Source organism: Streptomyces sp. NPDC127092, assembly GCF_042722475.1.
GTDB lineage: Bacteria > Actinomycetota > Actinomycetes > Streptomycetales > Streptomycetaceae > Streptomyces.
Genome location: NZ_JBHXFE010000063.1, coordinates 14,241 through 37,405, shown reverse-complemented (window position 1 = coordinate 37,405; position 23,165 = coordinate 14,241). Strand labels below are relative to the sequence as shown.

Below are 23,165 nucleotides of genomic sequence, written 5' to 3'. Positions count from 1 at the left end.
GGGCGCCGAAGGCCGGTGGCGCGGCGGCCTGGGCCGGCGGGGCGAAACCGGGCGCGGCGGCGGGCTGCTGCGGGGCCGCGGGCTCCTCCTCGGCGACCTCGCCGCCGAAGTTCTTCAGGAGCGCCTCCAGGCCTCCGTCGAAGCCCTGGCCGACGGCGGCGAACCGCCACACGTCCTTCAGATAGAAGTCGCCGAGCATCACGGCGCGTTCGGTGGAGAACTCGGCGCCGGTGAACGCGTACCGGGCGACCTCCTCGCCGCCCGCCACGATCCGGATCCAGCCGGGGCCGACCTGCGACATCTGCCCGGCACCGTCGATCGTCGCGGTGAAGGACAGCTTGTGGATGTGCGCCGGAATCCGGTCCAGCGTCACGCGGAAGGACTCCGTGTCGCCGGCCTGCGCGCCGAGCAGCTGGATGGACTCCTCGGGCGACTTGGGCTGGTTGAAGAAGACGAAGTAGCGGTCGTCGGAGAGCCGCTCGTCGGCGTCGAGGCCGAAACAGCTGATGTCGAAGGTCAGACCGGGCGCCGCGATCTGCACGCCCACGTACAGATCCGTTCCCGCCGTGAGGTCACTGATCTTGGCCTTGTGGCCGCGTTGGAATTCCCTGGCCATGTGTGACGACCGTCCCCCATCCCGAAATGACGAATGCGTCGCGCCAGGCTAACGGGTGGCCGAGACATTGCGGCAGGGCCGGGCCCGTTCGGTACAGAACCGGAGCAATGCGCGGGTCAGTCCTCGCGGGTGTCCGAGAGGTGCGGCAGCCGGCCGGCCGCGGCCACGCCCTCCAGGTAGCCGCGGGCGCGCTCGGTGCGGGGATAGGCGTCGAGGAGCCGCCAGAAGCGTGGTCCGTGGCCCGGCACGAGGAGGTGCGCCAGCTCGTGGCAGAGCACGTAGTCCACGACGTATTCGGGCATGCCCTGGAGCCGGTGGGAGAGCCTGATGCTTCCCTCGGAAGGGGTGCACGAGCCCCAGCGGGTGTTCTGGTTCGTCACCCATCGGACGGACGTGGGGCGGGCCCGGCCGTCGAAGTACTGCTCCGACAGCTGCGCGGCCCGCTCGGTCAGTTCCCGGTCGCCGCGGACGCTCCTGCTCTCCTGGGCGGCCAGCTTGTCCAGCATGACGGTGACCCAGCGCTGCTCCTCCGCCTCCGACATCCGGGCGGGGATGAGCACGATGGTCCTGTCGCCCTCGCGGTAGGCGGAGACCGTTCTGCTCCGGCGGGAGCTCCTCCGGACCTCGACCGCGCTCGTCCCCGAGCCGCGGGGCGGTCTGCTTGTCACGCTGTGCTGTGGGTCGGCCGACACGGCCCCGACGTTACCCGCTGGCGGCGGGGGAAGTCCCGCACCACCGCATTCGAATGATTAATGCCTCAGCCCTGTGGACAACTCTCCGCACCGCTCGCGCGGCCCGGGCAACCTGATGCGTGGAACCGGCGGAGAAGCGGTCGGGACGGGACGACGGGGGTGGCTTGATGCATCCGATGGTGAAACCGGCGCTGCGGCGCGCCTGGCGGAACATGCGGTACGTGCAGTTCGGGGTGACGCCCGCGCACGCGGTGGTCCTGGGGCCGGTGGACACGACGACGGGCAGTCTGATCGGGCTGCTCGACGGCACGCGCGGCATGGAACTGCTGCGGGCGGAGGCGGCGGCGCTCGGCCTGCCCGAGGGGCGCCTCGACGCCCTGCTCGCCCGGCTCGCCGCGGCCGGGCTGATCGCCGACGCCTCGGTCCGGCCACCGGGCGGGCCGCCGGGCGGCCCGGACGGCCGCGACGACGGCGATCCCGGCGGCCGGGCGGACCCGGCGCTCGACCCGGTGCGCGCCGACCTGGCCTCCCTGTCGGTGGTGCACCGCGCGCCTGACGGGGCGGCGCGGGCGCTGGCCGCGCGACGCGCGCTGCGCGTACAGGTGCGCGGCGCGGGTCGGGTGGGCGCGGCGGTGGCGGCCCTTCTGTCGGCGGCGGGCGTCGGGCGGGTCGAGGTCCTGGACGCGGGCACCGTCGCACCCTGGGAGGTGTCGCCGGGCGGACTGCCGCCGGAATCGGTCGGCGAGCGGCGCGCGGTGGCGGCCCGCCGCCTGGTGACCCGCACCGCCCCGGGCGGCCGCCCACCCCGCCGCGCCCGGACCGGGGGCGGGGGCGGGGAGGCCGGGGTCTCGCTCGTCGTGGTCGCCCCGCGCGACGGCCTCGGTGCCTACGTCCCCGACCCGCTCCCGGCCGAGGCCTGGATCGCCTCCGGTACGCCCCATCTCTATGCGGGAGTGCTCGAAGCCACCGGTGTGGTGGGCCCGTTGGTGCTGCCGGGCGGCACGGCCTGCGCGGGGTGCATGCAGCGGGAGCTGGCCGATCGGGAGCCGGTGTGGCCGCGGCTTCCGGCGCAGTGGCGTTCGGGCCGGCCGCATCCGCTGCCCGCGTGCGACGTGACGCTCGCGACGGCGGTCGCGGGCCTCGCCGCGGCGCACGCGCTGGCGTTCCTGGACGGCGACCTGCCGTCGAGCACCGGGGCGCGCTGGGAGGTGTCGCTGCCCCTGCTCGGGTGGCGCTCGGCGCCGGTCCGGGCGCACCCGGCGTGTCCGTGCGGGGCGCGGCGCGGCGGTGAGGGGGAGCATGCGACGGAGGCTCGAGCGGCGCACGACACAATGGCGGGGTAGGGCCTGCCCCGAGGGCCCTGGCTCCGTGCGGAACTGCAGTCTGGGACTTGGAGGGCGCATGTCTGATCTTCCCCGGAAGGCGGTCACCCGGACCGCGAAGTTGGCCGCGTTGCCGCTGGGCTTCGCCGGGCGGGCCACGTGGGGGCTGGGCAAACGGATCGGCGGGAAGTCGGCGGAGCTCGTCGCGCGGGAGCTCCAGCAGCGCACGGCCGAGCAGTTGTTCAGGGTGCTCGGCGAGCTCAAGGGCGGGGCGATGAAGTTCGGGCAGGCGCTGTCCGTCTTCGAGTCGGCGCTGCCGGAGGAGGTCGCGGGGCCTTACCGGGCGGCGCTCACGAGGCTCCAGGACGCCGCTCCGCCGATGCCGACGCGGACGGTGCACGCGGTGCTCGAGGAGCGGCTGGGCGAGGGATGGCGGGAGCTGTTCGAGGAGTTCGAGGACAAGCCGGCGGCGGCCGCGTCGATCGGGCAGGTCCACCGGGCGGTGTGGCACGACGGCCGCGAGGTCGCGGTGAAGGTGCAGTACCCGGGCGCGGGCGAGGCGCTGCTCTCGGATCTGACGCAGCTGAGCCGGTTCGCCCGGCTGCTCGGTCCGCTGATCCCCGGCATGGACCTGAAGCCGCTGATCACGGAGCTGCGGGACCGGGTCTCCGAGGAGCTGGACTACGGGCTCGAGGCCGAGGCGCAGCGGGAGCACGCGGAGGAGTTCGCGGGCGATCCGGACGTGGTGGTTCCGGCGGTGGTGCACCAGTCGGAGCAGGTGCTGGTCACGGAGTGGATGGACGGGATCCCGCTGTCGGAGGTGATCGCGGACGGCACGCCGGAGCAGCGGGACCGGGCCGGGCAGTTGCTCGCCCGGTTCCTGTTCTCGGGGCCCGCGCGCACGGGGCTGCTGCACGCGGACCCGCATCCGGGCAACTTCCGGCTGCTGCCGGGGCCGGCGGGGGCGGACGACGACTCGGCCGCCTCGTGGCGGCTCGGCGTGCTGGACTTCGGCACGGTGGACCGGCTGCCGGGCGGGCTGCCGGAGACGATCGGCGCCTGTCTGCGGATGACGCTGGCCGGGCAGGCGGAGCCGGTCTACGAGCTGCTGTGCGCGGAGGGTTTCGTGAAGAAGTCGATCGCGCTCGACCCGGACGCGGTGCTGGAGTATCTGCTCCCGATCATCGAGCCGGCCGAGGTGGAGGCCTTCGGTTTCACCCGTGGCTGGATGCGCACCCAGGCGGCCCGGATCGCCGATCCCCGCTCCCCCGCCCACCAGTTGGGCAGGCAGCTCAATCTGCCGCCCTCGTATCTGCTGATACACCGTGTGACGTTGAGCACGATCGGGGTGCTGTGTCAGCTGGGCGCGACGGTGCGGCTGCGGGACGAGCTGGAGGAGTGGCTGCCGGGCTTCGTCGCCGAGGAAGAGTAGGCCGCGGTCCGGGCGCTGGGTCCGGGCGGGTCACCACCAGGAGGAGTCGAGGCGGCCCTCGATGGCTCTGATGTTGGCGCGGGCGCAGTCCTCGCAGAAGTACTGGCGGGTGCCGTTCTCCACCGAGCAGGTCCAGGTGACGGGCAGCTCCTGGGCGGTTTTGCCGCAGCGGGCGCACACGTAGAGCGGCTTGTCGGCAGAGGCGTCGTTCACCTTGGTGACGATAACCCGAGGGGCGCCCGTGTCGGGGGCAACGCACCGCGGGGGCCGGTCCGTTCGGACCGGCCCCCGCGGTTTCAGGGTCTGCCTGGGTCAGTGCATGACGGCCATGGCCAGCGCGCGGCGGGCGCGCATCGACACGCGCTCGGCGCGCCGCTGCATGCGCCGGGCGGCGACCAGGCGCGAGGCCTGGCGTTCCGCGTCGGCTTCCCGCAGGCGGTCGTGCATATGGGCACGGGCCAGGGCTTCTGGGATGAGTTGCATTTCACGGGTCCTGTTCTGGCGCGAGCGCTTGGCGCCACTGATCGAAACGTCTGGAGTCGCGGAGCCGGAGGGCTCGTGGGCGGACGAGGTCATCGGGGCCTGCTTCTGGGGATCGTGCGTGAGGGGGCGGTCGACGGTTCCGAGGGCGTTCATGCCGCAACCGGGTTCTTGCGCGGGCGGCCGCGGGGCCGCTTGCGGGCGACGACCACGCCCTGGACGAAGAGCTCTCCACCCCAGACGCCCCAGGGCTCGCGCCGCTCCTTGGCGCCCGCGAGGCAGGCTTCCACGAGCGGGCAGGTCCGGCAGAGGGACTTGGCGTACTCGACGTCGGCCGGGGACTCGGCGAAGAAGACCTCGGGGTCGTACGAGCGGCAGGGGACGGGCACGCCGAGGTTCTCGATGGCGTCGTCGAGCGCGGTGAGCGCGGTGAGGGGGGTCAAGGTGGAGTCCTCCGTGAGGCCGGGCGGGGGGATCGTTTCGGAAGGCGGTACGGACGGGGCGTGCGCTTCGAGTTGCACGGGTCGACTTCCTCGTCTGGTCGTTCCGGCCTGTTGGCCGGGTTTTCTGTTGGTACCGGTCACTGCTGGTCCCGAGGCCCCCTCGCTCCGTCAGCCCCGTTCGGGGACAAACAGAAGGGCCGCGGATCCCTGATGGGGTTCCGCGGCCCTGAAGGCGCCGGCCTGATCGTCGATCAGGCTGGATCACTCCAGGGTTCGAGCCCACGGAAGGCCCACATCGTGTGGTGCTGCTGCGTCGTCCGCTCAATACCGGCACCGGTCGCCGCGAAGGCGTAGGCAGCGGCCTCGGCCTTGCCCACCACTCCTGCTTCCAGTGCCTTGGTCGGTCGCTCATTGCGCTCAAGGCGATCCATCAGCAGACCGGACATACCGAGAGGCAGACCGGCGCCGGACAGACCGGTGCCAAAGAGCGCGGAGGACGTGGAGGCGGCGAGGCCGAGCGAGCAGGCGGAGACGACGACCGAGCGATCGGTCATTTTGGCGGTGCTGGTCTTGATGTTCTTGATGCTGATCACTGGAATCGCCTCCTCTCGGCGTCTCGGAGGGCTCGGTGTGAGCCGGACCCTCATGTTCATTTGGACAAGTACAGCACGAAGACAGGGCTTCCAAGAAGCCGCTGTGTCGTGGTTAAGAACCTATGGGGCTTGACGGGGCGGGCGCAAACTATTTTTCCCACGAGTTTTTCTCAGGCCTCCTCGTGGCTTCCTCCGGGCTCCTCACCTGCGCAGATGGCCAGTACGTCGGCGCCGAAGCGGTCGAGCTTGCGGACCCCGACCCCGGAGATCGTGACGAGTTCCCCGTCGGAGGCGGGCACCCGCTCGGCGATGGCCATCAGCGTCTTGTCGGTGAACACGCAGTACGGCGGCTGGCCGAGCGCGCGGGCCTGCTCCATGCGCCACTCGCGCAGCCGCTCGTACAGCCCCTCGTCCATGTCGGAGGGGCAGTCCTCGCAGCGCATGAGCTTCATCTCGCCGGCCTCGGTGAGGGTGGCGCCGCAGACCCGGCAGCGCACCGGGCCGCGCCGCTTGCGCCGGCCCGGGCCGCTGCCCCGGTCGATGCCTCCGCCGGCGCCGTCGACGCCCGCGACTCCGCCGCCGCCCGCGCCGGCCGGGGCGAGCGGGCCGGAGCCGGGCCGCAGGCCCTTCAGGAAGCGGGTGGGGCGCCGGGAGGCCCGGCCGCCCGGGGAGCGCGAGAGCGCCCAGGACAGCGACAGGTGGATCCGGGCCCGGGTGACGCCCACGTAGAGCAGGCGGCGCTCCTCCTCGACCTGTTCGTCGGTCTTGGCGTAGGTGATCGGCATCATGCCCTCGGTGAGGCCGACCAGGAAGACGGCGTCCCACTCCAGGCCCTTGGCGGCGTGCAGCGAGGCCAGGGTGACGCCCTGGACGGTCGGGGCGTGCTGGGCGGCGGCCCGCTCGTCGAGCTCGGCGACCAGGTCGGAGAGGGTGGCGCCGGGCTTGGCGCCGGCGAAGTCCTCGGCGAGCCGGACGAGCGCGGCCAGTGATTCCCAGCGGTCCCTGACGGCGCCGGAGCCGGCGGGCGGCTCGCTGGTCCAGCCCTTGGTGGAGAGCACGGCACGGACCTGGGCGGGCAGGTCCTCGGCGTCGTCGAGCAGCGCGTCGTTCCCCCCGGCCCGGGCGGCGCCGCGCAGGGCGATGCCCGCCTCGCGGACCTCCTGGCGCTCGAAGAAGCGCTCGGCGCCGCGCAGCTGGTAGGGCACGCCCGCGTCGGCGAGGGCCTGCTCGTAGACCTCCGACTGGGCGTTGATCCGGTAGAGGACGGCGATCTCGCCGGCCGGGACGCCGGCGGCGATCAGGTCGCGGATGCGGCGGGCGGTGCCCTCGGCCTCGGCGGGCTCGTCGCCGTACTCGGTGTAGGCGGGCTGGGGGCCGGGCTCGCGCTGGGAGACCAGCTCCAGGCGGTGCTCGGCGGCGCGGCCGCGGGCCTGGCCGAGCAGGCCGTTGGCCAGGTGGACGACCTGGGGAGTGGAGCGGTAGTCGCGGACCAGCTTGATCACGGTCGCGTTCGGGTGGCGGGTGCGGAAGTTCAGCAGGTGGTCGGGGGTGGCGCCGGTGAACGAGTAGATCGTCTGGCTGGCGTCGCCGACCACGCACAGGCTGTCCCGGTCGCCGAGCCACAGGTCGAGCAGCCGCTGCTGGAGCGGGGAGACGTCCTGGTACTCGTCGACCACGAAGTGCTGGTACTGCCGGCGGATCTGGTCGGCGATGTCGTGCCGGTCCTGGAGGATGCCGACGGTGAGCAGCAGCACGTCCTCGAAGTCGATCACGTCGCGCTCGCGCTTGAGCTGCTCGTACATCGCGTAGATCTGGCCGATCTCCGCGGGGTCGCGGGGGCAGTCGCGCGAGGACTTGGCGACGGCGGCCGGGTAGTCGGCGGGGACGGTCTGGGTGACCTTCGCCCACTCGATCTCGCTCGTGACGTCCCGCAGCTCGTTCCGGTCGAGGCGGACGCGGCAGCGGGCGGCGGCGTCGGCGACCAGCTGGATCTTCCGCTCCAGGAGGCGGGGCAGCTCGCCACCGACGGCTTTCGGCCAGAAGTACTGGAGCTGGCGGAGGGCCGCGGAGTGGAAGGTGCGGGCCTGGACGCCGCCCGCGCCGAGCTGGCGGAGCCGGCCGCGCATCTCGCCCGCGGCGCGGTTGGTGAAGGTGACGGCGAGCACACTGGCGGGTGCGAGGATCCCGGCACGCACCCCGTACGCGATGCGGTGGGTGATGGCCCGCGTCTTGCCCGTACCGGCACCGGCCAGGACGCACACCGGTCCGTGCAGGGCGAGGGCGACCTCGCGCTGCTCGGGGTCGAGCCCGTCGAGCACCGCGTCGGCCGACTCGGGGACCTGCGGGAAGAGAGTGGAGTGCGTTGCTGGTGTCACCCCGCCATGCTGCCAGGTCCGGCGGGATCGATGCGGTGCGTTGTCCACAGGAGGGTGGCGCCGGTCATACGAACGCGGTTCCGGGAATGGCGGGCCGGGGGCGTACGTTCTTCCTCTCGGCATCCACCCGCGAACAGAGGAGCGCCTGGCCATGCAGGGCACTGTGACGATGTACAGCACGACGTGGTGCGGCTACTGCCGCCGGCTGAAGAGCCAGCTGGACCGTGAGGGCATCGCGTACACGGAGATCAACATCGAGCAGGACCCCGAGTCGGCGAAGTTCGTCGAGCAGGCCAACGGCGGCAACCAGACCGTGCCGACCGTGCGCGTCGTCCCGGAGGCCGGCGGTTCCGAGGTCGTCATGACCAACCCGAGCCTGGCCCAGGTCAAGCAGGCGCTCGCCGCCTGACCGAGGGTCCGACGCCCCTGGTGGCCGAAAACAGCCCCCGCCCGGCAGTGCCGGACGGGGGCTGTCGCGTTCCGCTTACGGGCGTGCGGCCACGGGCGCGGGAGGGCGCGCGGCGGTGCGAGGCGGCGCGGGGGCCGTGACTCAGACCACGTCGCCGGGCTTCGGCAGCGGCTTGCCGTACCAGAGCTCGATCAGCCGGGAGGCGATCGAGATCCCGTACGGCGGCAGCACCTCGCCCGACTCGAAGGCGGCGGCCAGGTCCTCGCGGGAGAACCAGCGGGCCTCGTGGATCTCCTCGCCGTCCACGTCGATCTCCGACGAGGTCGCCCGGGCGAAGAAGCCCAGCATGAGGCTGGACGGGAAGGGCCAGGGCTGGCTGGCCACGTACTCGACCTCGCCGACCGTGACGCCGGCCTCCTCGAAGACCTCGCGCACCACCGCCTGCTCGATGGACTCGCCGGGCTCCACGAAGCCCGCCAGGGTCGAGAAGCGGCCCTCGGGCCAGTGGACCTGGCGGCCGAGGAGGGCGCGGTCCTCCTCGTCGGTGACCAGCATGATCACCGCCGGGTCGGTGCGCGGGTAGTGCTCGGCGCCGCAGGCCTGGCAGCGGCGGACGTGCCCGGCCGCGGCGATCACCGTGCGCTCGCCGCAGCGCGAGCAGAAGCGGTGCAGCCGCTGCCAGTTCTCCAGGGCCACGGCGTGGACCATCAGGCCGGCGTCCCGCGGCGAGAGCAGCAGCCCCGCCTCGCGCAGCCCGGCCGGCCGCGCCGACTGGTCCATGCGGCCCGGCAGGCTGTCCTTCTGGAGCGCGAAGTAGGAGACGCCGTCGGCGTCCGTGCCCAGGAAGTAGCGGTGGGTCTCGGTGACCGGGGCCTCGAAGGCCGGGGTCATGACCAGCTCGGTCCGGCCGTCGGGCGTGTCGTCGATCAGCACCTGGCCTCCCGAGACCACGAAGACCCGGGTCGTCGGGTGGCTCCAGGCGGCCGCCAGCCACGCCTCGTCGAGACGGTGGTGGGCGGCGCGGTCGATCCCGCTCGGGGCGGTGAGCGAGACCGGGCGGTCCGCGAACGCGTTGTTCAAGGTGCTCACAGGTGCTTCCAACTCCCCCATCGGATTCGGGTTCAGCGCGCGGCGGTGCGGAGGGCGGCGGGCAGGTCGCCCCACAGGTGCGCGGTCGTCTCGACGCCCTTCATGAGGAGATCCAGCTCGATCTTCTCGTTCGGGGAGTGCCAGCCGTCGGAGGGGACCGAGATGCCCAGGAACAGCACCGGGGCGTCCAGCACGTCCTGGAGGTCGGCGGCCGGTCCCGAGCCGCCCTCGCGGGTGTAGCGGATCTTGGCGCCGTCGAAGGCGCGGCTCATGGCGCCGGCCACCGCCTTGAGCGCGGGGTGGTCGAGCGGCGTGAGGCAGGGCCGGGTCGGTGCGCCGAAGACGATCTCGTGCCGGACGCCGGCCGGTACCAGCTCGGCCAGCCACTTCCGTACGACGTTCTCGATCCGCGCCGGGTCCTGGCCCGCGACGAGCCGGAAGGAGAGCTTCAGGTGGGCGGAGGCGGGCACGATCGTCTTGCCGCCGGGGCCCTGGTAGCCGCCGCCGATGCCGTTGACCTCTGCCGTGGGGCGGGCCCAGACGCGCTCCAGGGTGGAGAAGCCGGCCTCGCCGAGGGTCCCGTGGGACCTGGCCGTGTTCAGCCAGGCGCTCTCGTCGAAGGGCAGCTCGGCCATCAGGGCCCGCTCGGCGTCGGTCAGCTCGGTGACGCCGTCGTAGAACCCGGGGATCGCGACGCGCTCGTCGGCGTCGTGCAGGGCGGCGACGATCCGGCCGGCGACGGTGACCGGGTTGGGCACGGCGCCGCCGAAGGAGCCGGAGTGGATGTCCTGGTCGGGCCCGTACAGGTCGATCTCGCAGTCCGCGACGCCGCGCATGCCGGTGCACACGGTCGGCGTGGTCTCGGACCACATGCCGGTGTCGGAGACGATCACCACGTCGGCGGCGAGCCGGTCGGCGTGCTCCTCCACCAGGGCGCGGAAGTGCGGCGAACCCGACTCCTCCTCGCCCTCCACGATCATCTTGAGGTTGACGGCGGGCGCGGTGCGGCCGGTCACGGCGAGGTGCGCGCGGACGCCGAGGGTGTGGAAGAGGACCTGCCCCTTGTCGTCGGCCGCGCCCCGCCCGTACATCCGGCCGTCGACGACCACCGGCTCGAACGGCTCGGTGTGCCAGCCGTCCTCGCGGGCGGCGGGCTGCACGTCGTGGTGGCCGTAGACGAGGACGGTCGGCGCGTCCGGCTCGCCGGACGGCCACTCGGCGAACACGGCGGGCGCGCCGTCGGTCTCCCACACCTCGACGACGGGGAAGCCGGTGCCGGTCAGCGTGGCGGCGAGCCACTCGGCGCTGCGCCGGACGTCCGCGGCCCGCTCGGGCTGCGCCGACACGGAGGGGATCCGCAGCCACTCGGCGAGCTCGCCGAGGAACGCGGACCGGTGCTGCTCGACGTACGTGCGCACGGCACGGGTGTCCTCGGCGTGGACGGCGCTGTCCGGGGTCTCGCTCATGCTCCCGAGCCTATCCGGCGCCGGAACCCGCCCCGTCGTCGGCCGGTGTGCCGAGGAGCACAGCCTCCAGTTCCGCCCGGCCGGGCAGCCGGGCCGGGCGGACCACCTCACCGGTGCGCACGTACACGAAGGAGGCGGCCACCTCCTCCGGGTCGAGGCCGTGCTGCTCGGCCCAGGCGAGGCGGTAGATCGCGAGCTGGAGCGGGTCCGCGTTGCGCAGATGGCTGGTCTTCCAGTCGACGATCTCGTACGCGCCGGTGTCCGGGTCCCGGTAGACGGCGTCGATCCGGCCGCGGACCACCCGGCCCGCGAGGGAGAGGTGGACGGGGATCTCCACGCGGTACGGGGTGCGGCGGGCGTACGAGGTGCGGTCGAAGGCCTCCTTCAGGGCGTCCAGGTCCCGCTCGTCCAGGATCTCCGGCTCGCCCGCGAAGTCCTCGCCGCCGGGCAGCTCGTCCGGGCCGAGCATGGGCAGCGGCAGCTCCTCGAAGCGGGACTCCACCCAGGCGTGGAAGCGGGTGCCGCGCCGGGCGGCCGGCTGCGGCGGCTTCGGCATCGGCCGGGCCAGCTCCTTGGCGAAGCCTTCGGGGTCGGCGGCGAGCCGCAGCACCTGGGAGGCCGAGAGGTACGCGGGCAGCAGGACGTCACGGGTGGTGGCGCGGGAGCGGTGCAGCTCGGCGGTGAGGGCGGTGAGGTCGCGGTCCCAGGAGGCGATGGTGCGGGCGTCCTCGGGCGTGAGGGCCGGTTCCGCCGGGCGGGCCTCGGCGCGGGGCGCGGGCAGGTGCGGCCCGGTCCACTCCTCGTCGTACGGGGGTTCCTCGTGCGGCTCCTCCAGGTCCTCCGGGAACCAGAGGCCGTCCGGGTCCCCGTCCGCAGCCGCCGGGGCGGACGCGGCCGGGGCGGGCGCGGCCGGCTCCGGGGACCAGAGGCGGGCCATGACGGCCCGCGCGGCCTCCCGGCGCCGCTCCAGGGACTCCTTGTCCAGGGGCAGGGGCCAGGCCTGGTCGGCGAGGTCCGCGGTCAGGAGCGGGTTGTCGTCGCCCTCCTCCGGGGCGTCCGCCCAGGCCTCGATCTCGCCGTGGCCGGCGGCGCAGTGCTCGTACAGGGCCTGGAGGAAGTCCGACGGCCCGCGCGGCTTCTTCTGGGCCGGGCCCCACCAGTGGCCGGAGCCCAGGAGGAGGGAGCGCGGGCGGGTGAAGGTCACGTAGCCGAGGCGCAGCTCCTCGGTGTGCTGGTGGTCGCGCAGCTCCTCCTTGAAGGACTTCAGGGAGGCGGCGGTCCACTCGTCGAGCCCGGGCAGGGTCGCCGCGTCACCGCGCAGGGCGTGCGGGAGGACCTGGGGCTGGGAGGTCCAGGACTCGCGGGCGCGGGTGGAGGGGAACTGGCCGGTGACCAGGCCGGGAACGGCGACCACGTCCCATTCCAGGCCCTTCGACTTGTGGGCGGTCATCACCTTGACGGTGTTCTCGCCGCCCGGCAGCGCGTTGTCCAGGCCCTTCTCGTACTGCGCGGCCGTGCGCAGGAAGCCGAGGAAGGCGAGCAGGGTGGCCTCGCCGTCGAGGGAGGCGAAGCCGGCGGCGACGTCCAGGAAGTTGCCGAGGGTCTCGCGGCGGCGGGCGGCCAGGGCGTGCGGCGAGGCGGAGAGCTCGACCTCCAGGCCGGTGGCGGCGAGGACCCGGTGCAGGACGTCCATCAGCGGGTCGGCGAGGGAGGTGCGCAGGGCGCGCAGCTCGGTGGCGAGGCGGGCGAAGCGGACCCGGGCCTCGGCGGAGAAGGGCAGGCCGTCGTCCTCGCCGCCGGAGTCGAGGAAGGTGTCGAGCGCGTCGGCGAGGGAGATCACCTCGGCGGGGTCGACGCCCTCGACGGCGGCGGCGAGCCGCTGGTCGGCGTCGTCCGTCCCCTCGCCCGGCCGGTGCACGAGGAGCCGGGCGCGGCGGCCGAGGAGGGCCAGGTCGCGCGGGCCGATGCGCCAGCGGGGGCCGGTGAGGAGCCGTACGAGCGAGGCGTTGGCGCCGGGGTCCTGGAGGACCTCGCAGACGGCGACGAGGTCGGCGACCTCGGGCAGGTGGAGCAGGCCGGAGAGGCCGACGACCTCGACGGGGACGTCCCGGGCGACGAGGGCGGCCTGGACGGCCGGGAAGTCGGTGGCCGTGCGGCACAGGACGGCGATCTCACCGGGCGGGGTGCCGGTGCGGACGAGGTGGGCGAGGGAGTCGGCGAGCCAGTCGATCTCCTCCGTGTGGGTGGGGAGCAGCGCGATGCGGACGCCGCCGTCCCGCTCCGCGCCCGGCGCGGGCCGCAGCGCCTCCACGCCCGCGTGCAGGGCGCGCAGCGGGGCGGCGAGGCCGTTGGCCAGGTCCAGCAGGCGGCCGCCGCTGCGCCGGTTCTCGGAGAGGGCGAAGCGGGTGGCGGGGCGGCCGTCCTCGTACGGGAAGTGCTCCGGGAAGTCGTCGAGGTTGGCGACGGAGGCGCCGCGCCAGCCGTAGATGGCCTGGCAGGGGTCGCCGACGGCGGTCACGGCGTGCCCGGTGCCCTGTCCGAAGAGGCCGGACAGGAGCAGCCGCTGGGCGACGGAGGTGTCCTGGTACTCGTCGAGCAGGACGACCCGGAACTCGTCCCGGAGGATCGCGCCGACCTCGGGCCGGGTGGTGGCGAGCTCGGCGGAGAGGGCGATCTGGTCGCCGAAGTCGAGCAGGTCGCGGGAGCGCTTGGCGGCGCGGTAGCGGACGACGAGGTCGAGGAGCTCGCGGCGCGCGGTCGCGGCTTCGGGGAGTTTGCGCAGGTCGGCGTTGGTGAGCTTGGCCGTGGCGAGTTCGGCGAGCAGCCCGGTGTCGTACGCGAGGAGGCGCTCGGGCCGTACGAGGTGCTCGGCGAGCTCGGCGTCGAGGGCGAGGAGGTCGCCGACGAGGGTCGGGAAGGAGCGGGTGAGTGCCGGGTACGGGCCGGGGGCCTCGCGCAGGACGCGGGCGGCGAGCTGGTAGCGGGTGGCGTCGGCGAGGAGCCGCGAGGTGGGCTCCAGGCCGATGCGCAGGCCGTGGTCGGTGAGGAGCTGCCCGGCGAAGGCGTGGTACGTGGAGATGCGGGGCTCGCCCGGGGGATTGTCGGGGTCGATCACGTCGGGGTCGGTGACGCCGGCGCGGACGAGGGCGGTGCGGACGCGCTCGGCGAGCTCGCCGGCGGCCTTGTTGGTGAACGTCAGACCGAGGACCTGCTCGGGCGCGACCTGGCCCGTGCCGACCAGCCAGACCACCCGGGCGGCCATCACCGTCGTCTTGCCGGAGCCGGCTCCGGCCACGATGACCTGCGGGGCGGGCGGCGCGATGATGCAGGCCGTCTGCTCCGGGGTGAACGGGATGCCGAGCAGCTCCTTGAGCTGCTCGGGGTCGGTGATGCGTGCGGTCACCCGAAAGAGGCTAACGGGGACCACCGACAGCGCGGTCCGGTCAGGCGCGGCGGGGCCGGGCCGCGCGGCCGGTCACCGCGGCCGGTCGGGGGCGGTCCGGTCAGGCGCGGCGGGCCAGGCCCCGTGGCCTTCGTCACCGCGGCCGGTCGCTGCGGCCGGTCCCGGTCAGGCCGGGGTGCCCGGGTCCAGCTTGGACAGGTCGACGGTCTCGTCGGCGGGCGGGACGACGACCTTCACGGGCTTGTCGTAGTCGGAGAGGGTCACGGATCCCGGCTCGGAGCCGCCCTTCTTGACCGTCTTCAGGATGTAGGGCTTCCCGCGCTCCGAGACGGACACGGTGGTGGTCTCACCGCCCGGCTTCTTCTTGATCAGGGTGGCGACGGGTGTGCCGTTCACCTCACCGTCGCGGCCGCGGACCAGTCCGGTGCGGTCCTCCTTGTCCTTGCCGAGGTCGGCGAGGAGGGCCTTCAGGTCGCAGACGCCGCTGAGACCCTCGGTGCCGGGTTGGCCCTGCGGGATCTTCAGCCAGCGCCCCTTGAGCAGTTCGATCGTCGCGTCGATCTGCGCGGGCGGCATGCCCTGGGAGGTCATGGAGGCCCGCCAGAAGGCCTCGTCGCCCTTCATGTACGTGACGCGGCCGGTCTGGCGGAGCTCGGCGGCGCCGCCCTGGAGTCTGATGGCGCCGGTGCACTCGCTCTTGTCGTTGACGGAGAAGTCGACGTCCAGCGGCTGCCCGCCGGAGACGACCCGGCCGGTCATGCGCAGCGAGGTCGCGGACTGGGTGGCGGTGACGGCCCGGGCGCCGATCTGGTCGGCGGTGAGGCCCTTGAAGGGGTCGGGCGAGGGGCTGGGGGCGGCCGGTACGGCGGCCACGGGTGGGACCGGGGCGGCCGGGGCGGCGGGTGCGACGGGCGCGGCGCCGGCGATCAGGGCGGTGCAGACGACGGTGGCGGCGCGAAGTGTGGTGGACGCCATGCGAGCCTCCTCGCGGTCTTCCCGATATTCCAGCGTGCCGGAGGGGACGGGGGCTCGCGAGTCCGGGGCCGCGGCGGCCCGGGGGGAGGGCGTCAGTCCACGACGTGGCGGCCCTCCGGGCGGGCGCTGCACGAGGCGCGGAAGGTGCAGGTCGTGCAGTGCTGGCCGGTGGTCGGGGTGAAGCGCTCGTCGAGGACCCGGCCGGCGGCGGTGGCGAGGAGACCGCCGATCCACTCGCCGTCGAGCGGCTGCTGGGCCTGGACCTTGGGGAGCGCGTCCCCGCCCTCCTTCTTGGGGGCGGCCTGCCGCAGGTGGACGAGTTCGGCGCCGCCGGGTTCGGGAGTGCGGCCGCCGAAGACCTCGTCGACGGCGCCCTCGCGGACGGCGAGCTGGTAGACGGCGAGCTGCGGGTGGTGGGCGACCTCGTCCTTCGTGGGCGCGGACTTGCCGGTCTTGAAGTCGACGACGTAGGCGCGGCCCTGTTCGTCGGTCTCGACGCGGTCCATGGAGCCGCGGATGCGGACCTGGTACTCGCCCGCGCCCAGCGTCACGTCGAAGTCGTGCTCGGTGGCGGCGGGTGTGCGCCCGGCGCGGTCCATGACGTGCCAGTGCAGGAAGCGCTCCAGGGCGATCCGGGCGTTCCGCTTCTCCTGCGCGGACTTCCACGGCGCGTCGAACGCGAGGGCGTCCCACACGGAGTCGAGCCGGGCCATGAGCACGTCGAGGTCGGCGGGGGTACGGCCGGAGGCGACCTCGTCGGCGAGGACGTGCACGACGTTGCCGAAGCCCTGGGCGGCGGTCGCCGGGGCGTCGGCCTTGACCTCGCGGCCCAGGAACCACTGGAGGGCGCAGGTGTTGGCGAGCTGGTGGAGGGCGGAGCCGGAGAGGGCCACCGGGTGGTCCCGGTCGCGCAGCGGCACGGCGCTGCGGGTCGGCTCGGCGAGGCCCCACCAGCGGTCGGGGTGGGCGGCGGGGACGAGCGGGTGGCCGTCCTCGTCGGCGAGGGCGGCGAGCCGGGCGAGCCGTTCAGCGGCGGCGGCGCGCAGGGCGGGCGAGGCGTCCGGGTCGACGGTGGTCGCGCGCAGCTCGGCGACGAGCGCGGCGACGGCGAGCGGGCGGCGGGGCCGCCCGGTCACCTCCTTCGGCTCCACGCCGAGTTCGGTGAGGAAACGGGAGGGCTGGTCGCCGTCCTCGGCCGGGGCCTTGACGGCGGTGACGACGAGCCGGTCGCGGGCGCGGGTGGCGGCGACGTAGAAGAGGCGGCGCTCCTCGGCGAGGAGGGCGCCGGGGGTGAGCGGCTCGGCGAGCCCGTCACGGCCGATCCGGTCGGCTTCGAGGAGGGAGCCGCGGCGGCGCAGGTCGGGCCAGAGGCCCTCCTGGACGCCGGCGACGACCACCAGGCCCCACTCGAGGCCCTTGGAGCGGTGGGCGGTCACGAGGCGGACGGCGTCGGGGCGGGTGTGGCGGCGGGTGAGGGTGTCCGCGGCGATGTCCTGGGCGTCGAGCTCCTCCAGGAAGTTGAGCGCGCCGCGCCCGCCGACCCGGTCCTCGGCGCGGGCGGCGGTCTCGAACAGCGCGCAGACCGCGTCCAGGTCCCGGTCGGCGTTGCGCCCGGCGGTGCCGCCGCGCAGGGAGGCGCGCTCGAGGCGGCCGGGCCAGGGCGTGCCGTTCCAGAGCAGCCACAGCGCCTCCTCGGCGGTGCCGCCCGCGGCCAGCCTGTTCCGCGCGGCCCGCAGCAGCTCCCCGAGCCGCCTCGCCCCGCGCGCGTACGACTGGTCGTGGGCGACCAGCCGCTCCGGCTCGGCGAGCGCCCGCGCGAGCAGCACGTCCGACGGCGGCGGCACCTTGTTCCCGCCGGCCCGCTCCTCGTCCCGCAGCGCGCGCCCGAGCCGGCGCAGATCGGCGGGGTCCATCCCGGCGAGCGGCGAGGCGAGCAGCGCGACGGCGGTCTCGGTGTCGAGCCAGGAGACGCCGGTGGGGGTCCGACCGCCGTCGGAGGCCGCCGCGGTGTCGGGGACCGCCGCGTCAACGGCCTCCGGAGCCTCGGGGGCCGCCGCGTCAGGGGCCTCCGCGGCCTCGGAAGCCTCCGTGTCATCAGGGGCCTCCGGCTCCGTCTGCGTCTGCGCGCTGCCCGCCGCCGCTGCCGCCGCCCGCAGGGCGAGCAGGAGAGGGGCGACGGCCGGTTCGTGGCGCAGCGGGGTGTCCGCGGCGTCGGTCTCCACCGGGACGCCGGCCGAGGTGAGGGCGCGGCGGAGGGTGGTGAGAGGGGCCGTGGAGCGGGTGAGGACGGCCATGTCGTGCCAGGGGACGCCGTCCTCCAGGTGGGCGCGGCGGAGGAGGTCGGCGATGTTGTCCGTCTCGGTGGAGGGTGTCGGGTACGTGTAGACCTCGGCGCGGCCGCCGTCCCGTACCGGCGCGAGCTCGCGGTGGGCGCGGACCCGGTCGGCGGGCAGGCGGGGCAGCGGCATCCGCTGGGTGAGCAGCCGGGTGGCGCCAAGGAGCGCGGCGCCCGAGCGGCGGGAGGTGCCCAGGACGCGGACGCTCCCCCCGAAAGCGGCCGGGAAGTCGAGGATGCCGTTCACGTCGGCGCCGCGGAAGGCGTAGATCGACTGGTCGGGGTCGCCGAACGCGACCACCGGCGCTGCGGACCCGGCGGCGAGACCGCGCAGCAGCCGCACCTGCGCCGGGTCGGTGTCCTGGTACTCGTCGACGAAGATCGCGTCGTAGGGGGGCAGCGTGCCGGCGGTGGCGGACTCCACCAGGAGGACCGCCCGGTGGACCAGCTCCGTGTAGTCGAGGACGCCCTGGAGGTCCATGACGTCCAGGTACTCGGCGAGGAAGCCGGCCGCGGCCCGCCAGTCGGGGCGGCCGACCCGGCGCGCGAAGGCGTCGAGGGCGCCCGGCCCGAGGCCCAGTTCACGCGAGCGCGCGATGACGGCGCGCACCTCGTCGGCGAAGCCGCGCGTGGTGAGGCAGGCGCGCAGTTCGTCCGGCCAGCGCACGTGCCCGAGGCCGAGCTTCTCCAGGTCGATCTGGCCGGCGAGCAGTTCGCGTACGGCCAGGTCCTGCTCGGGGCCGGACAGCAGCCGGAGCGGCTCCGCGAACAGGTCGGCGTCCTGGTGGGCGCGGACGAGGGCGTAGCAGTACGAATGGAAGGTGGTGGCCTGCGGCGGGCGGCTTCCGCCGAGCCGGGCCGCCATCCGGTCGCGGAGTTCCACCGCGGCCTTGCGGCTGAAGGTGAGGACCAGGAGGCGTTCCGGGTCGGCGCCGCGCTCCACGCGCGCCGCGACGGCCTCGACCAGCGTCGTGGTCTTCCCGGTGCCCGGTCCGGCGAGGACCAGAAGCGGTCCGGCCGCGTGCTCAACCACCGCCCGCTGCGCTGCGTCAAGCACAGGGGGCCGCACCGGTGCCGGCACGGCCCGCACCAGCCGGTACGCGCCGGGGCCCCGCGTGGACGCGAGGGTGGAGGAGGAAGTCACGTGGGTCGCCGGTCCTGCTGGTCTGTGTGCGGGGTGCTCGGGGTTCGCCGGGGTCCCGGGGTTCGCCGGGATCCCGGGGTCGGCCGGGTCACCGGTGTTCGCCGGGTCACCGGAGTTCGCCGGATGCCCCAGGTTCTCGGAGGTCTCCGGTGAGAAACGCGAGCTTCGACGTTACGCGATCCCGGCGCCGTACCCCACGTGTCACGCCGTCAGGCGCGGCACCCGGCCGCCCCGGGCCGTCAGCCACGGCACCCGGCGCTCCCGTACCCGGCCGCCCCGAGCCGTCAGCCACGGCACCCCGCCGTCCCGTACCCGGCCGCCCCGAGCCATCAGCCACGGCACCCCGCCGTCCCGTATCCGACCGCCCCGCTCCCCCGGGCGCGGCGCCCACCGGTACCGGGTCGGCGTACCCCGCGTCCTCAGTCCTCCGCGCCGTCCCATCGCGCCCGCCGCATGTCCACCTTGATCCGGCCCTCGCCCCTGGGGTCCCGCAGCGGTGTGCCCTCCGCGCGGTAGTGGCCGAGGGCGCGGTGCTCGTGGCCCGGGAGCAGGGCGCCGTCCGCGCGCACCACGCGCCACCACGGCACGGAGCCGCCGTAGAGCGCCATGACCCGGCCGACCTGGCGCGGCCCTCCCTCGCCGAGCCACTCCGCGACGTCCCCGTAGGTCATCACCCGGCCGGGCGGGATCTCCTCGGCGACCTGAAGGACCCGTTCCGCATACTCGGGCAGCTCGGGCAGCTCCTCGTTCTCCATTCGGCCCATCCTGCCTCACCCCACCGACAACCCCCTGATGCCTCCGAACGGCCCCTCTTCGTGCCACCATCGTCCGGGCGGTGACTGGTGATACGAGAACAAGAACACGCACAGCGGCAAGAAGAAGCGACCACGACGGAACGGCATGCAGAGACGGACATGGTGATGGCGCACGACATCCCGCCTCCGGGGGAGGCCGGGCCTGGCACGCCCCGTCCGCCCGAGCGCGTATCCGGCGACGAGCCGCTGCTCGCCGCGCGGGTGCACCGGCCGTCCGACCTGATGCGGCTGCTCATCGGCGTGCTCGCCATCGCCCTGGTCCTCGCCGTCGCCGCCTTCGCCCACGGCACCACCTCCGGTCTCGAGCAGGACATCAACAAGGGCGCCGGCGGTGCGCCCGACGTTTTCGTCAAGATCGCCGGCCTCGTCTCGTCCATCGCCGTCCTGCTCGTGCCCGTGGCCTTCGCCATCGAACGCCTGGTCAAACGTGACGGGCTGCGGATCGCCGACGGCGTGCTCGCGGCCGTCCTCGCGCACGGCGTGACCCTCGCCACCGACCTGTGGGTGGCGCGGGCGGCGCCCGGCACCATCCAGGACGCGCTGACCCAGCCGCAGTCCGGCGGCGGGCTCACCGACCCGGTGCACAACTACCTGGCACCGGTCATCGCCTACATGACCGCCGTCGGCATGGCCCGCAGACCGCGCTGGCGCGTGGCGCTGTGGGTGGTGCTGCTGCTGGACGCGTTCACGATGCTCGTCGCCGGCTACACGACCGCCTTCTCGATCATCCTCACCGTGCTGATCGGCTGGACCGTGGCGTACGGCACGCTCTACGCGGTCGGTTCGCCGAACGTCCGGCCGACCGGGCAGACGCTGCTCGCCGGTCTGCGCCGGGTCGGCTTCAAGCCGGTGACGGCGCTGCGCGCCGAGGGCGTGCCGGAGTCGGCGGACAGCGGGGACCGGGGCCGCCGCTACATCGTGACCCTGGAGGACGGGCCGCCGCTCGACGTGACGGTGGTCGACCGCGAGCAGCAGGCGCACGGCTTCTTCTACCGGGCCTGGCGCCGCATCACCCTGCGCGCCGTCACCACCCGCCGCTCGATCGTGTCGCTGCGGCAGGCCCTGGAGCAGGAGGCGCTGCTCGCGTACGCGGCGATCGCGGCGGGCGCGAACGCGCCGAAGCTGATCGCCACCTCCGAGCTCGGTCCCGACGCGGTGATGCTCGTGTACGAGCACCTGGGCGGCCGGACCCTGGACTCGCTCGACGACGGGGAGATCACCGACGACCTGGTGCGCAGCGCCTGGCGGCAGGTGAAGGCGCTCCAGTCGCGCCGGATCGCGCACCGCAGGCTCGCGGGAGACGCGATTCTGGTGGATCGTTCCGGCAGGGTGATCCTCACGGATCTGCGCGGCGGTGAGATCGCCGCCGGCGACCTGGTGCTGCGGATGGACATCGCCCAGTTGCTGACCACGCTCGGTCTGCGGGTGGGCGCCGAGCGGGCGGTGGCGGCCGCCGTGGAGGTGCTCGGGCCGGACGCGATCGCCGACTGTCTGCCGCTGCTCCAGCCGATCGCGCTGAGCCGGTCGACCCGCGCTGAGCTGCGGCGCCTCGCCCGCGAGCGGTCCAAGCGGGAGCGTGAGGCGGTGCTCGCGGCCTCCGAGGCGGCGAAGCAGGCCCGGGCGGAGGCACGGGCGCAGGCGAACCTGGCGCCGGACCGGAAGGTGGCGCGGGCCGAGAAGCAGGCCGACAAGAAGGCGGAGAAGCGGGCGCTCGACGAGGCCCTGGACGAGGCCCGCGAGGAGGACCTGCTGGCGCAGATCCGCCAGCAGGTGCTGCTGATCCGGCCGCAGGCTCCGGTGGAGCCGGTCCGTCTCGAGCGGATCAAACCGCGGACGCTCGTCAGTCTCATCGCGGGCGCCGTCGCCGCGTACTTCCTGCTCTCGCAGATCGCCCGGACGCCGCTGTCGACGGTCAGCGAGGCGGACTGGCGGTGGGTGGCCGCGGCCGTGCTCTTCTCGGCGATCAGCTATGTGGCGGCGGCGATGAGCCTGCTCGGCTTCGTGCCGGAGCGGGTCGGGTTCTGGCGGACGGTGGTGGCGCAGGTCGCCGGGTCGTTCGTGAAGATCGTGGCCCCGGCGGCGGTCGGCGGCGTGGCCCTGAACACCCGTTTCCTGCAGCGCTCGGGCGTACGGCCGGGGCTCGCGGTCGCCAGCGTCGGGGCCTCGCAGCTCTTCGGTCTCGGCGCGCACATCCTGCTCCTGCTGGCCTTCGGCTATCTGACCGGCACGGAGGAGTCGCAGTCGTTCTCGCCGTCGAGGACGGTCATCGCCGGTCTGCTGACGGTCGCGGTGCTCGTGCTCGTGGTGACGGCGATCCCGTTCATGCGGAAGTTCGTGTCGACCCGGCTGCGCTCGCTGTTCGCGGGTGTGGTGCCGCGCATGCTGGACGTGCTCCAGCGGCCCGGGAAGCTGCTCACGGGCATCGGCGGCATGCTGCTGCTGACCGGTTCGTTCGTCTTCTGTCTCGACGCGTCGATCCGCGCCTTCGGGCACGGCGAGGTGACGATCAGCTACGCGAGCGTCGCCGTCGTCTTCCTCGCGGGCAACGCGCTCGGCTCCGCCGCGCCGACCCCGGGCGGCGTCGGCGCGGTCGAGGGCGCGCTCACCTTCGGTCTGGTCGCGGTCGGCAACCTCCCTCTGGAGGTCGCCACCCCGGCCGTGCTGCTGTACCGGCTCCTGACCCTGTGGCTGCCGGTCCTGCCGGGCTGGATCTGCTTCAACTGGCTGACGAAGCGGGAAGCCCTCTAGACACCCCTCCACACCCCTCCACACGCCTTCCGGAAGCGGGCCTTCTAGAAGACGGCCACGAGGAACACCAGCAGCAGCACCGAGCAGCCCACCTCCACCGCGCCCACCACCGGCACCTTCAGCCCGCGCCCCGTCAGGACGGCCGCCCGTGCGAGGTACACCGCGAAGGGAACGGCGAGCCACGGGTCCAGGAGCGTCGCGGCCACCAGCGCGCAGGCGTGGTACGCGACCGAGCCGCGCCGGTAGGCGGCCGAGTTCCGTTCGCGGATCATCGTCTTCACGTACGGGACGGTGCCGGCGAAGTAGAGCAGGCAGGCGAGCGCCGGCCCCAGGCCCTCGGCGAGGGTGCCGCCGCCGGCCCGGAGGGCGACGAGGAGCATCCCGCAGGCCGGGACGACGGCCGCGATCCCGTTGAGCAGGGTCCGCTCCCGGTTGACCCGCGCGTGCCAGGCGTTGACCGCGAGGAAGGGGCTCATGGCAGCGACGGCCAGCAGCAGCCACGGGTGGAGGGCCGCGAGCGGCAGGCCGACGGCGGCCAGTGCGGCGCCGAGGACGACGGCCGGGCGGACGTGCCGGGCCGCGGCGCGCGGATTGCGCGAGAGGCGGCGCAGCCGTAGCCACTGCTGGGCGTGGTAGGTCGCGAGGTAGGCCAGCAACCAGGCCACGAACAGCGGCAGTTGGACCCACGCCGGGTCGCCGAGCAGGACGCCGGCCGCGTACGGCACGGCGAGCATCGCCCAGGCTCCGTGCTGGTCCGGGATCCATCGTCGTATCCGTCGTCCGGAGGCGCTCACCACGTCAGCCTCACACGCCGTCCGGCGGGACGAA

The 23,165-nt window shown here is 74.1% G+C and carries 18 protein-coding genes; 4 read left to right on the top strand and 14 right to left on the bottom strand.

Translation table 11 applies throughout. The features are described 5' to 3' along the window. Nucleotides 1-616, bottom strand: a 616-nt coding sequence (locus tag ACFWJO_RS34820) for a TerD family protein (RefSeq protein WP_386871801.1), incomplete at its 3' end; no start/stop codon positions are given. A gap of 116 nt (nt 617-732) precedes the next feature. Next, on the bottom strand, nt 733-1,308 hold the full coding sequence (locus tag ACFWJO_RS34815; RefSeq protein WP_386871799.1) for a M48 family metallopeptidase: 576 nt from the start codon (nt 1,306-1,308) through the stop codon (nt 733-735). A 167-nt stretch (nt 1,309-1,475) separates the two neighbouring features. Here ACFWJO_RS34815 and ACFWJO_RS34810 point away from each other — a divergent pair, with 167 nt between their 5' ends. Together ACFWJO_RS34810 and ACFWJO_RS34805 are read left to right on the top strand one after the other, a co-directional pair. Then, nucleotides 1,476-2,651 carry a ThiF family adenylyltransferase gene (locus ACFWJO_RS34810; RefSeq protein ID WP_386871798.1) on the top strand — a complete coding sequence of 392 codons (1,176 nt, stop codon included), beginning with the start codon at nt 1,476-1,478 and terminating at the stop codon, nt 2,649-2,651. Nucleotides 2,652-2,709: 58 nt separating this feature from the next. Beyond that, nucleotides 2,710-4,062 carry an ABC1 kinase family protein gene (locus ACFWJO_RS34805; protein WP_386871797.1) on the top strand — a complete coding sequence of 451 codons (1,353 nt, stop codon included), beginning with the start codon at nt 2,710-2,712 and terminating at the stop codon, nt 4,060-4,062. Nucleotides 4,063-4,092: 30 nt separating this feature from the next. Here ACFWJO_RS34805 and ACFWJO_RS34800 read toward each other — a convergent pair whose 3' ends face one another. The 5 genes from ACFWJO_RS34800 to ACFWJO_RS34780 all read right to left on the bottom strand — a co-directional run bounded on the left by ACFWJO_RS34800 (nt 4,093) and on the right by ACFWJO_RS34780 (nt 7,953). Then, nucleotides 4,093-4,275 carry a hypothetical protein gene (locus ACFWJO_RS34800; RefSeq protein ID WP_386871795.1) on the bottom strand — a complete coding sequence of 61 codons (183 nt, stop codon included), beginning with the start codon at nt 4,273-4,275 and terminating at the stop codon, nt 4,093-4,095. A gap of 99 nt (nt 4,276-4,374) precedes the next feature. Further along, nucleotides 4,375-4,698 carry a hypothetical protein gene (locus ACFWJO_RS34795; RefSeq protein WP_386871794.1) on the bottom strand — a complete coding sequence of 108 codons (324 nt, stop codon included), beginning with the start codon at nt 4,696-4,698 and terminating at the stop codon, nt 4,375-4,377. Continuing rightward, on the bottom strand, nt 4,695-5,063 hold the full coding sequence (locus ACFWJO_RS34790) for a WhiB family transcriptional regulator (protein WP_093652527.1): 369 nt from the start codon (nt 5,061-5,063) through the stop codon (nt 4,695-4,697). The genes ACFWJO_RS34795 and ACFWJO_RS34790 overlap by 4 nt, the downstream gene beginning before the upstream one ends. 173 nt (nt 5,064-5,236) lie before the next feature. Continuing rightward, nucleotides 5,237-5,539 carry a hypothetical protein gene (locus ACFWJO_RS34785; protein ID WP_386871805.1) on the bottom strand — a complete coding sequence of 101 codons (303 nt, stop codon included), beginning with the start codon at nt 5,537-5,539 and terminating at the stop codon, nt 5,237-5,239. A 209-nt stretch (nt 5,540-5,748) separates the two neighbouring features. Further along, nucleotides 5,749-7,953 (bottom strand): ATP-dependent DNA helicase UvrD2, encoded by a 2,205-nt coding sequence (locus tag ACFWJO_RS34780; protein WP_386871792.1) that lies wholly within the window; start codon nt 7,951-7,953, stop codon nt 5,749-5,751. A 151-nt stretch (nt 7,954-8,104) separates the two neighbouring features. On the opposite strand from ACFWJO_RS34780, the gene ACFWJO_RS34775 reads away from it, so the two are divergent. Continuing rightward, nucleotides 8,105-8,362: a mycoredoxin gene (locus ACFWJO_RS34775; protein ID WP_361579230.1), complete on the top strand. Its 258-nt coding sequence runs from the start codon at nt 8,105-8,107 to the stop codon at nt 8,360-8,362. Between the two features lie 141 nt (nt 8,363-8,503). On the opposite strand, the gene nudC is transcribed toward ACFWJO_RS34775, so the two are convergent. The 6 genes from nudC to ACFWJO_RS34745 all read right to left on the bottom strand — a co-directional run bounded on the left by nudC (nt 8,504) and on the right by ACFWJO_RS34745 (nt 19,538). Beyond that, the gene (nudC, locus tag ACFWJO_RS34770) at nt 8,504-9,451 is read right to left on the bottom strand and encodes an NAD(+) diphosphatase (protein WP_386871789.1); all 948 of its coding nucleotides are present in this window, start codon (nt 9,449-9,451) and stop codon (nt 8,504-8,506) included. A gap of 32 nt (nt 9,452-9,483) precedes the next feature. Then, nucleotides 9,484-10,917 (bottom strand): dipeptidase, encoded by a 1,434-nt coding sequence (locus ACFWJO_RS34765; protein ID WP_386871787.1) that lies wholly within the window; start codon nt 10,915-10,917, stop codon nt 9,484-9,486. A 10-nt stretch (nt 10,918-10,927) separates the two neighbouring features. Continuing rightward, nucleotides 10,928-14,320, bottom strand: a complete 3,393-nt coding sequence (locus ACFWJO_RS34760; protein ID WP_386871785.1) for a UvrD-helicase domain-containing protein — start codon at nt 14,318-14,320, stop codon at nt 10,928-10,930. Nucleotides 14,321-14,485: 165 nt separating this feature from the next. Continuing rightward, nucleotides 14,486-15,295 (bottom strand): hypothetical protein, encoded by an 810-nt coding sequence (locus tag ACFWJO_RS34755; RefSeq protein ID WP_386871783.1) that lies wholly within the window; start codon nt 15,293-15,295, stop codon nt 14,486-14,488. A 92-nt stretch (nt 15,296-15,387) separates the two neighbouring features. Beyond that, nucleotides 15,388-18,774, bottom strand: coding sequence for an ATP-dependent helicase (locus tag ACFWJO_RS34750; RefSeq protein ID WP_386871781.1), 3,387 nt, complete (start codon nt 18,772-18,774; stop codon nt 15,388-15,390). A gap of 419 nt (nt 18,775-19,193) precedes the next feature. Beyond that, on the bottom strand, nt 19,194-19,538 hold the full coding sequence (locus ACFWJO_RS34745) for an MGMT family protein (protein ID WP_386871779.1): 345 nt from the start codon (nt 19,536-19,538) through the stop codon (nt 19,194-19,196). Nucleotides 19,539-19,694: 156 nt separating this feature from the next. Here ACFWJO_RS34745 and ACFWJO_RS34740 point away from each other — a divergent pair, with 156 nt between their 5' ends. Continuing rightward, nucleotides 19,695-22,337, top strand: a complete 2,643-nt coding sequence (locus ACFWJO_RS34740) for a lysylphosphatidylglycerol synthase domain-containing protein (protein WP_386871777.1) — start codon at nt 19,695-19,697, stop codon at nt 22,335-22,337. Nucleotides 22,338-22,381: 44 nt separating this feature from the next. Here the strand turns inward: ACFWJO_RS34740 and ACFWJO_RS34735 are convergent, their stop codons facing one another. Beyond that, nucleotides 22,382-23,131, bottom strand: a complete 750-nt coding sequence (locus ACFWJO_RS34735) for a YwiC-like family protein (protein ID WP_386871775.1) — start codon at nt 23,129-23,131, stop codon at nt 22,382-22,384. Nucleotides 23,132-23,165: the final 34 nt, after the last annotated feature.

Bases quoted from the DNA above. Each gene is read 5' to 3' on its own strand.
- ACFWJO_RS34775 (WP_361579230.1), top strand. From the start codon at position 8,105: ATGCAGGGCACTGTGACGATGTACAGCACGACGTGGTGCGGCTACTGC.
- ACFWJO_RS34805 (WP_386871797.1), top strand. From the start codon at position 2,710: ATGTCTGATCTTCCCCGGAAGGCGGTCACCCGGACCGCGAAGTTGGCC.
- ACFWJO_RS34810 (WP_386871798.1), top strand. From the start codon at position 1,476: ATGCATCCGATGGTGAAACCGGCGCTGCGGCGCGCCTGGCGGAACATG.
- ACFWJO_RS34755 (WP_386871783.1), bottom strand. From the start codon at position 15,295: ATGGCGTCCACCACACTTCGCGCCGCCACCGTCGTCTGCACCGCCCTG.
- ACFWJO_RS34785 (WP_386871805.1), bottom strand. From the start codon at position 5,539: ATGACCGATCGCTCGGTCGTCGTCTCCGCCTGCTCGCTCGGCCTCGCC.
- ACFWJO_RS34795 (WP_386871794.1), bottom strand. From the start codon at position 4,698: ATGAACGCCCTCGGAACCGTCGACCGCCCCCTCACGCACGATCCCCAG.
- ACFWJO_RS34740 (WP_386871777.1), top strand. From the start codon at position 19,695: ATGGCGCACGACATCCCGCCTCCGGGGGAGGCCGGGCCTGGCACGCCC.
- ACFWJO_RS34745 (WP_386871779.1), bottom strand. From the start codon at position 19,538: ATGGGCCGAATGGAGAACGAGGAGCTGCCCGAGCTGCCCGAGTATGCG.
- ACFWJO_RS34765 (WP_386871787.1), bottom strand. From the start codon at position 10,917: ATGAGCGAGACCCCGGACAGCGCCGTCCACGCCGAGGACACCCGTGCC.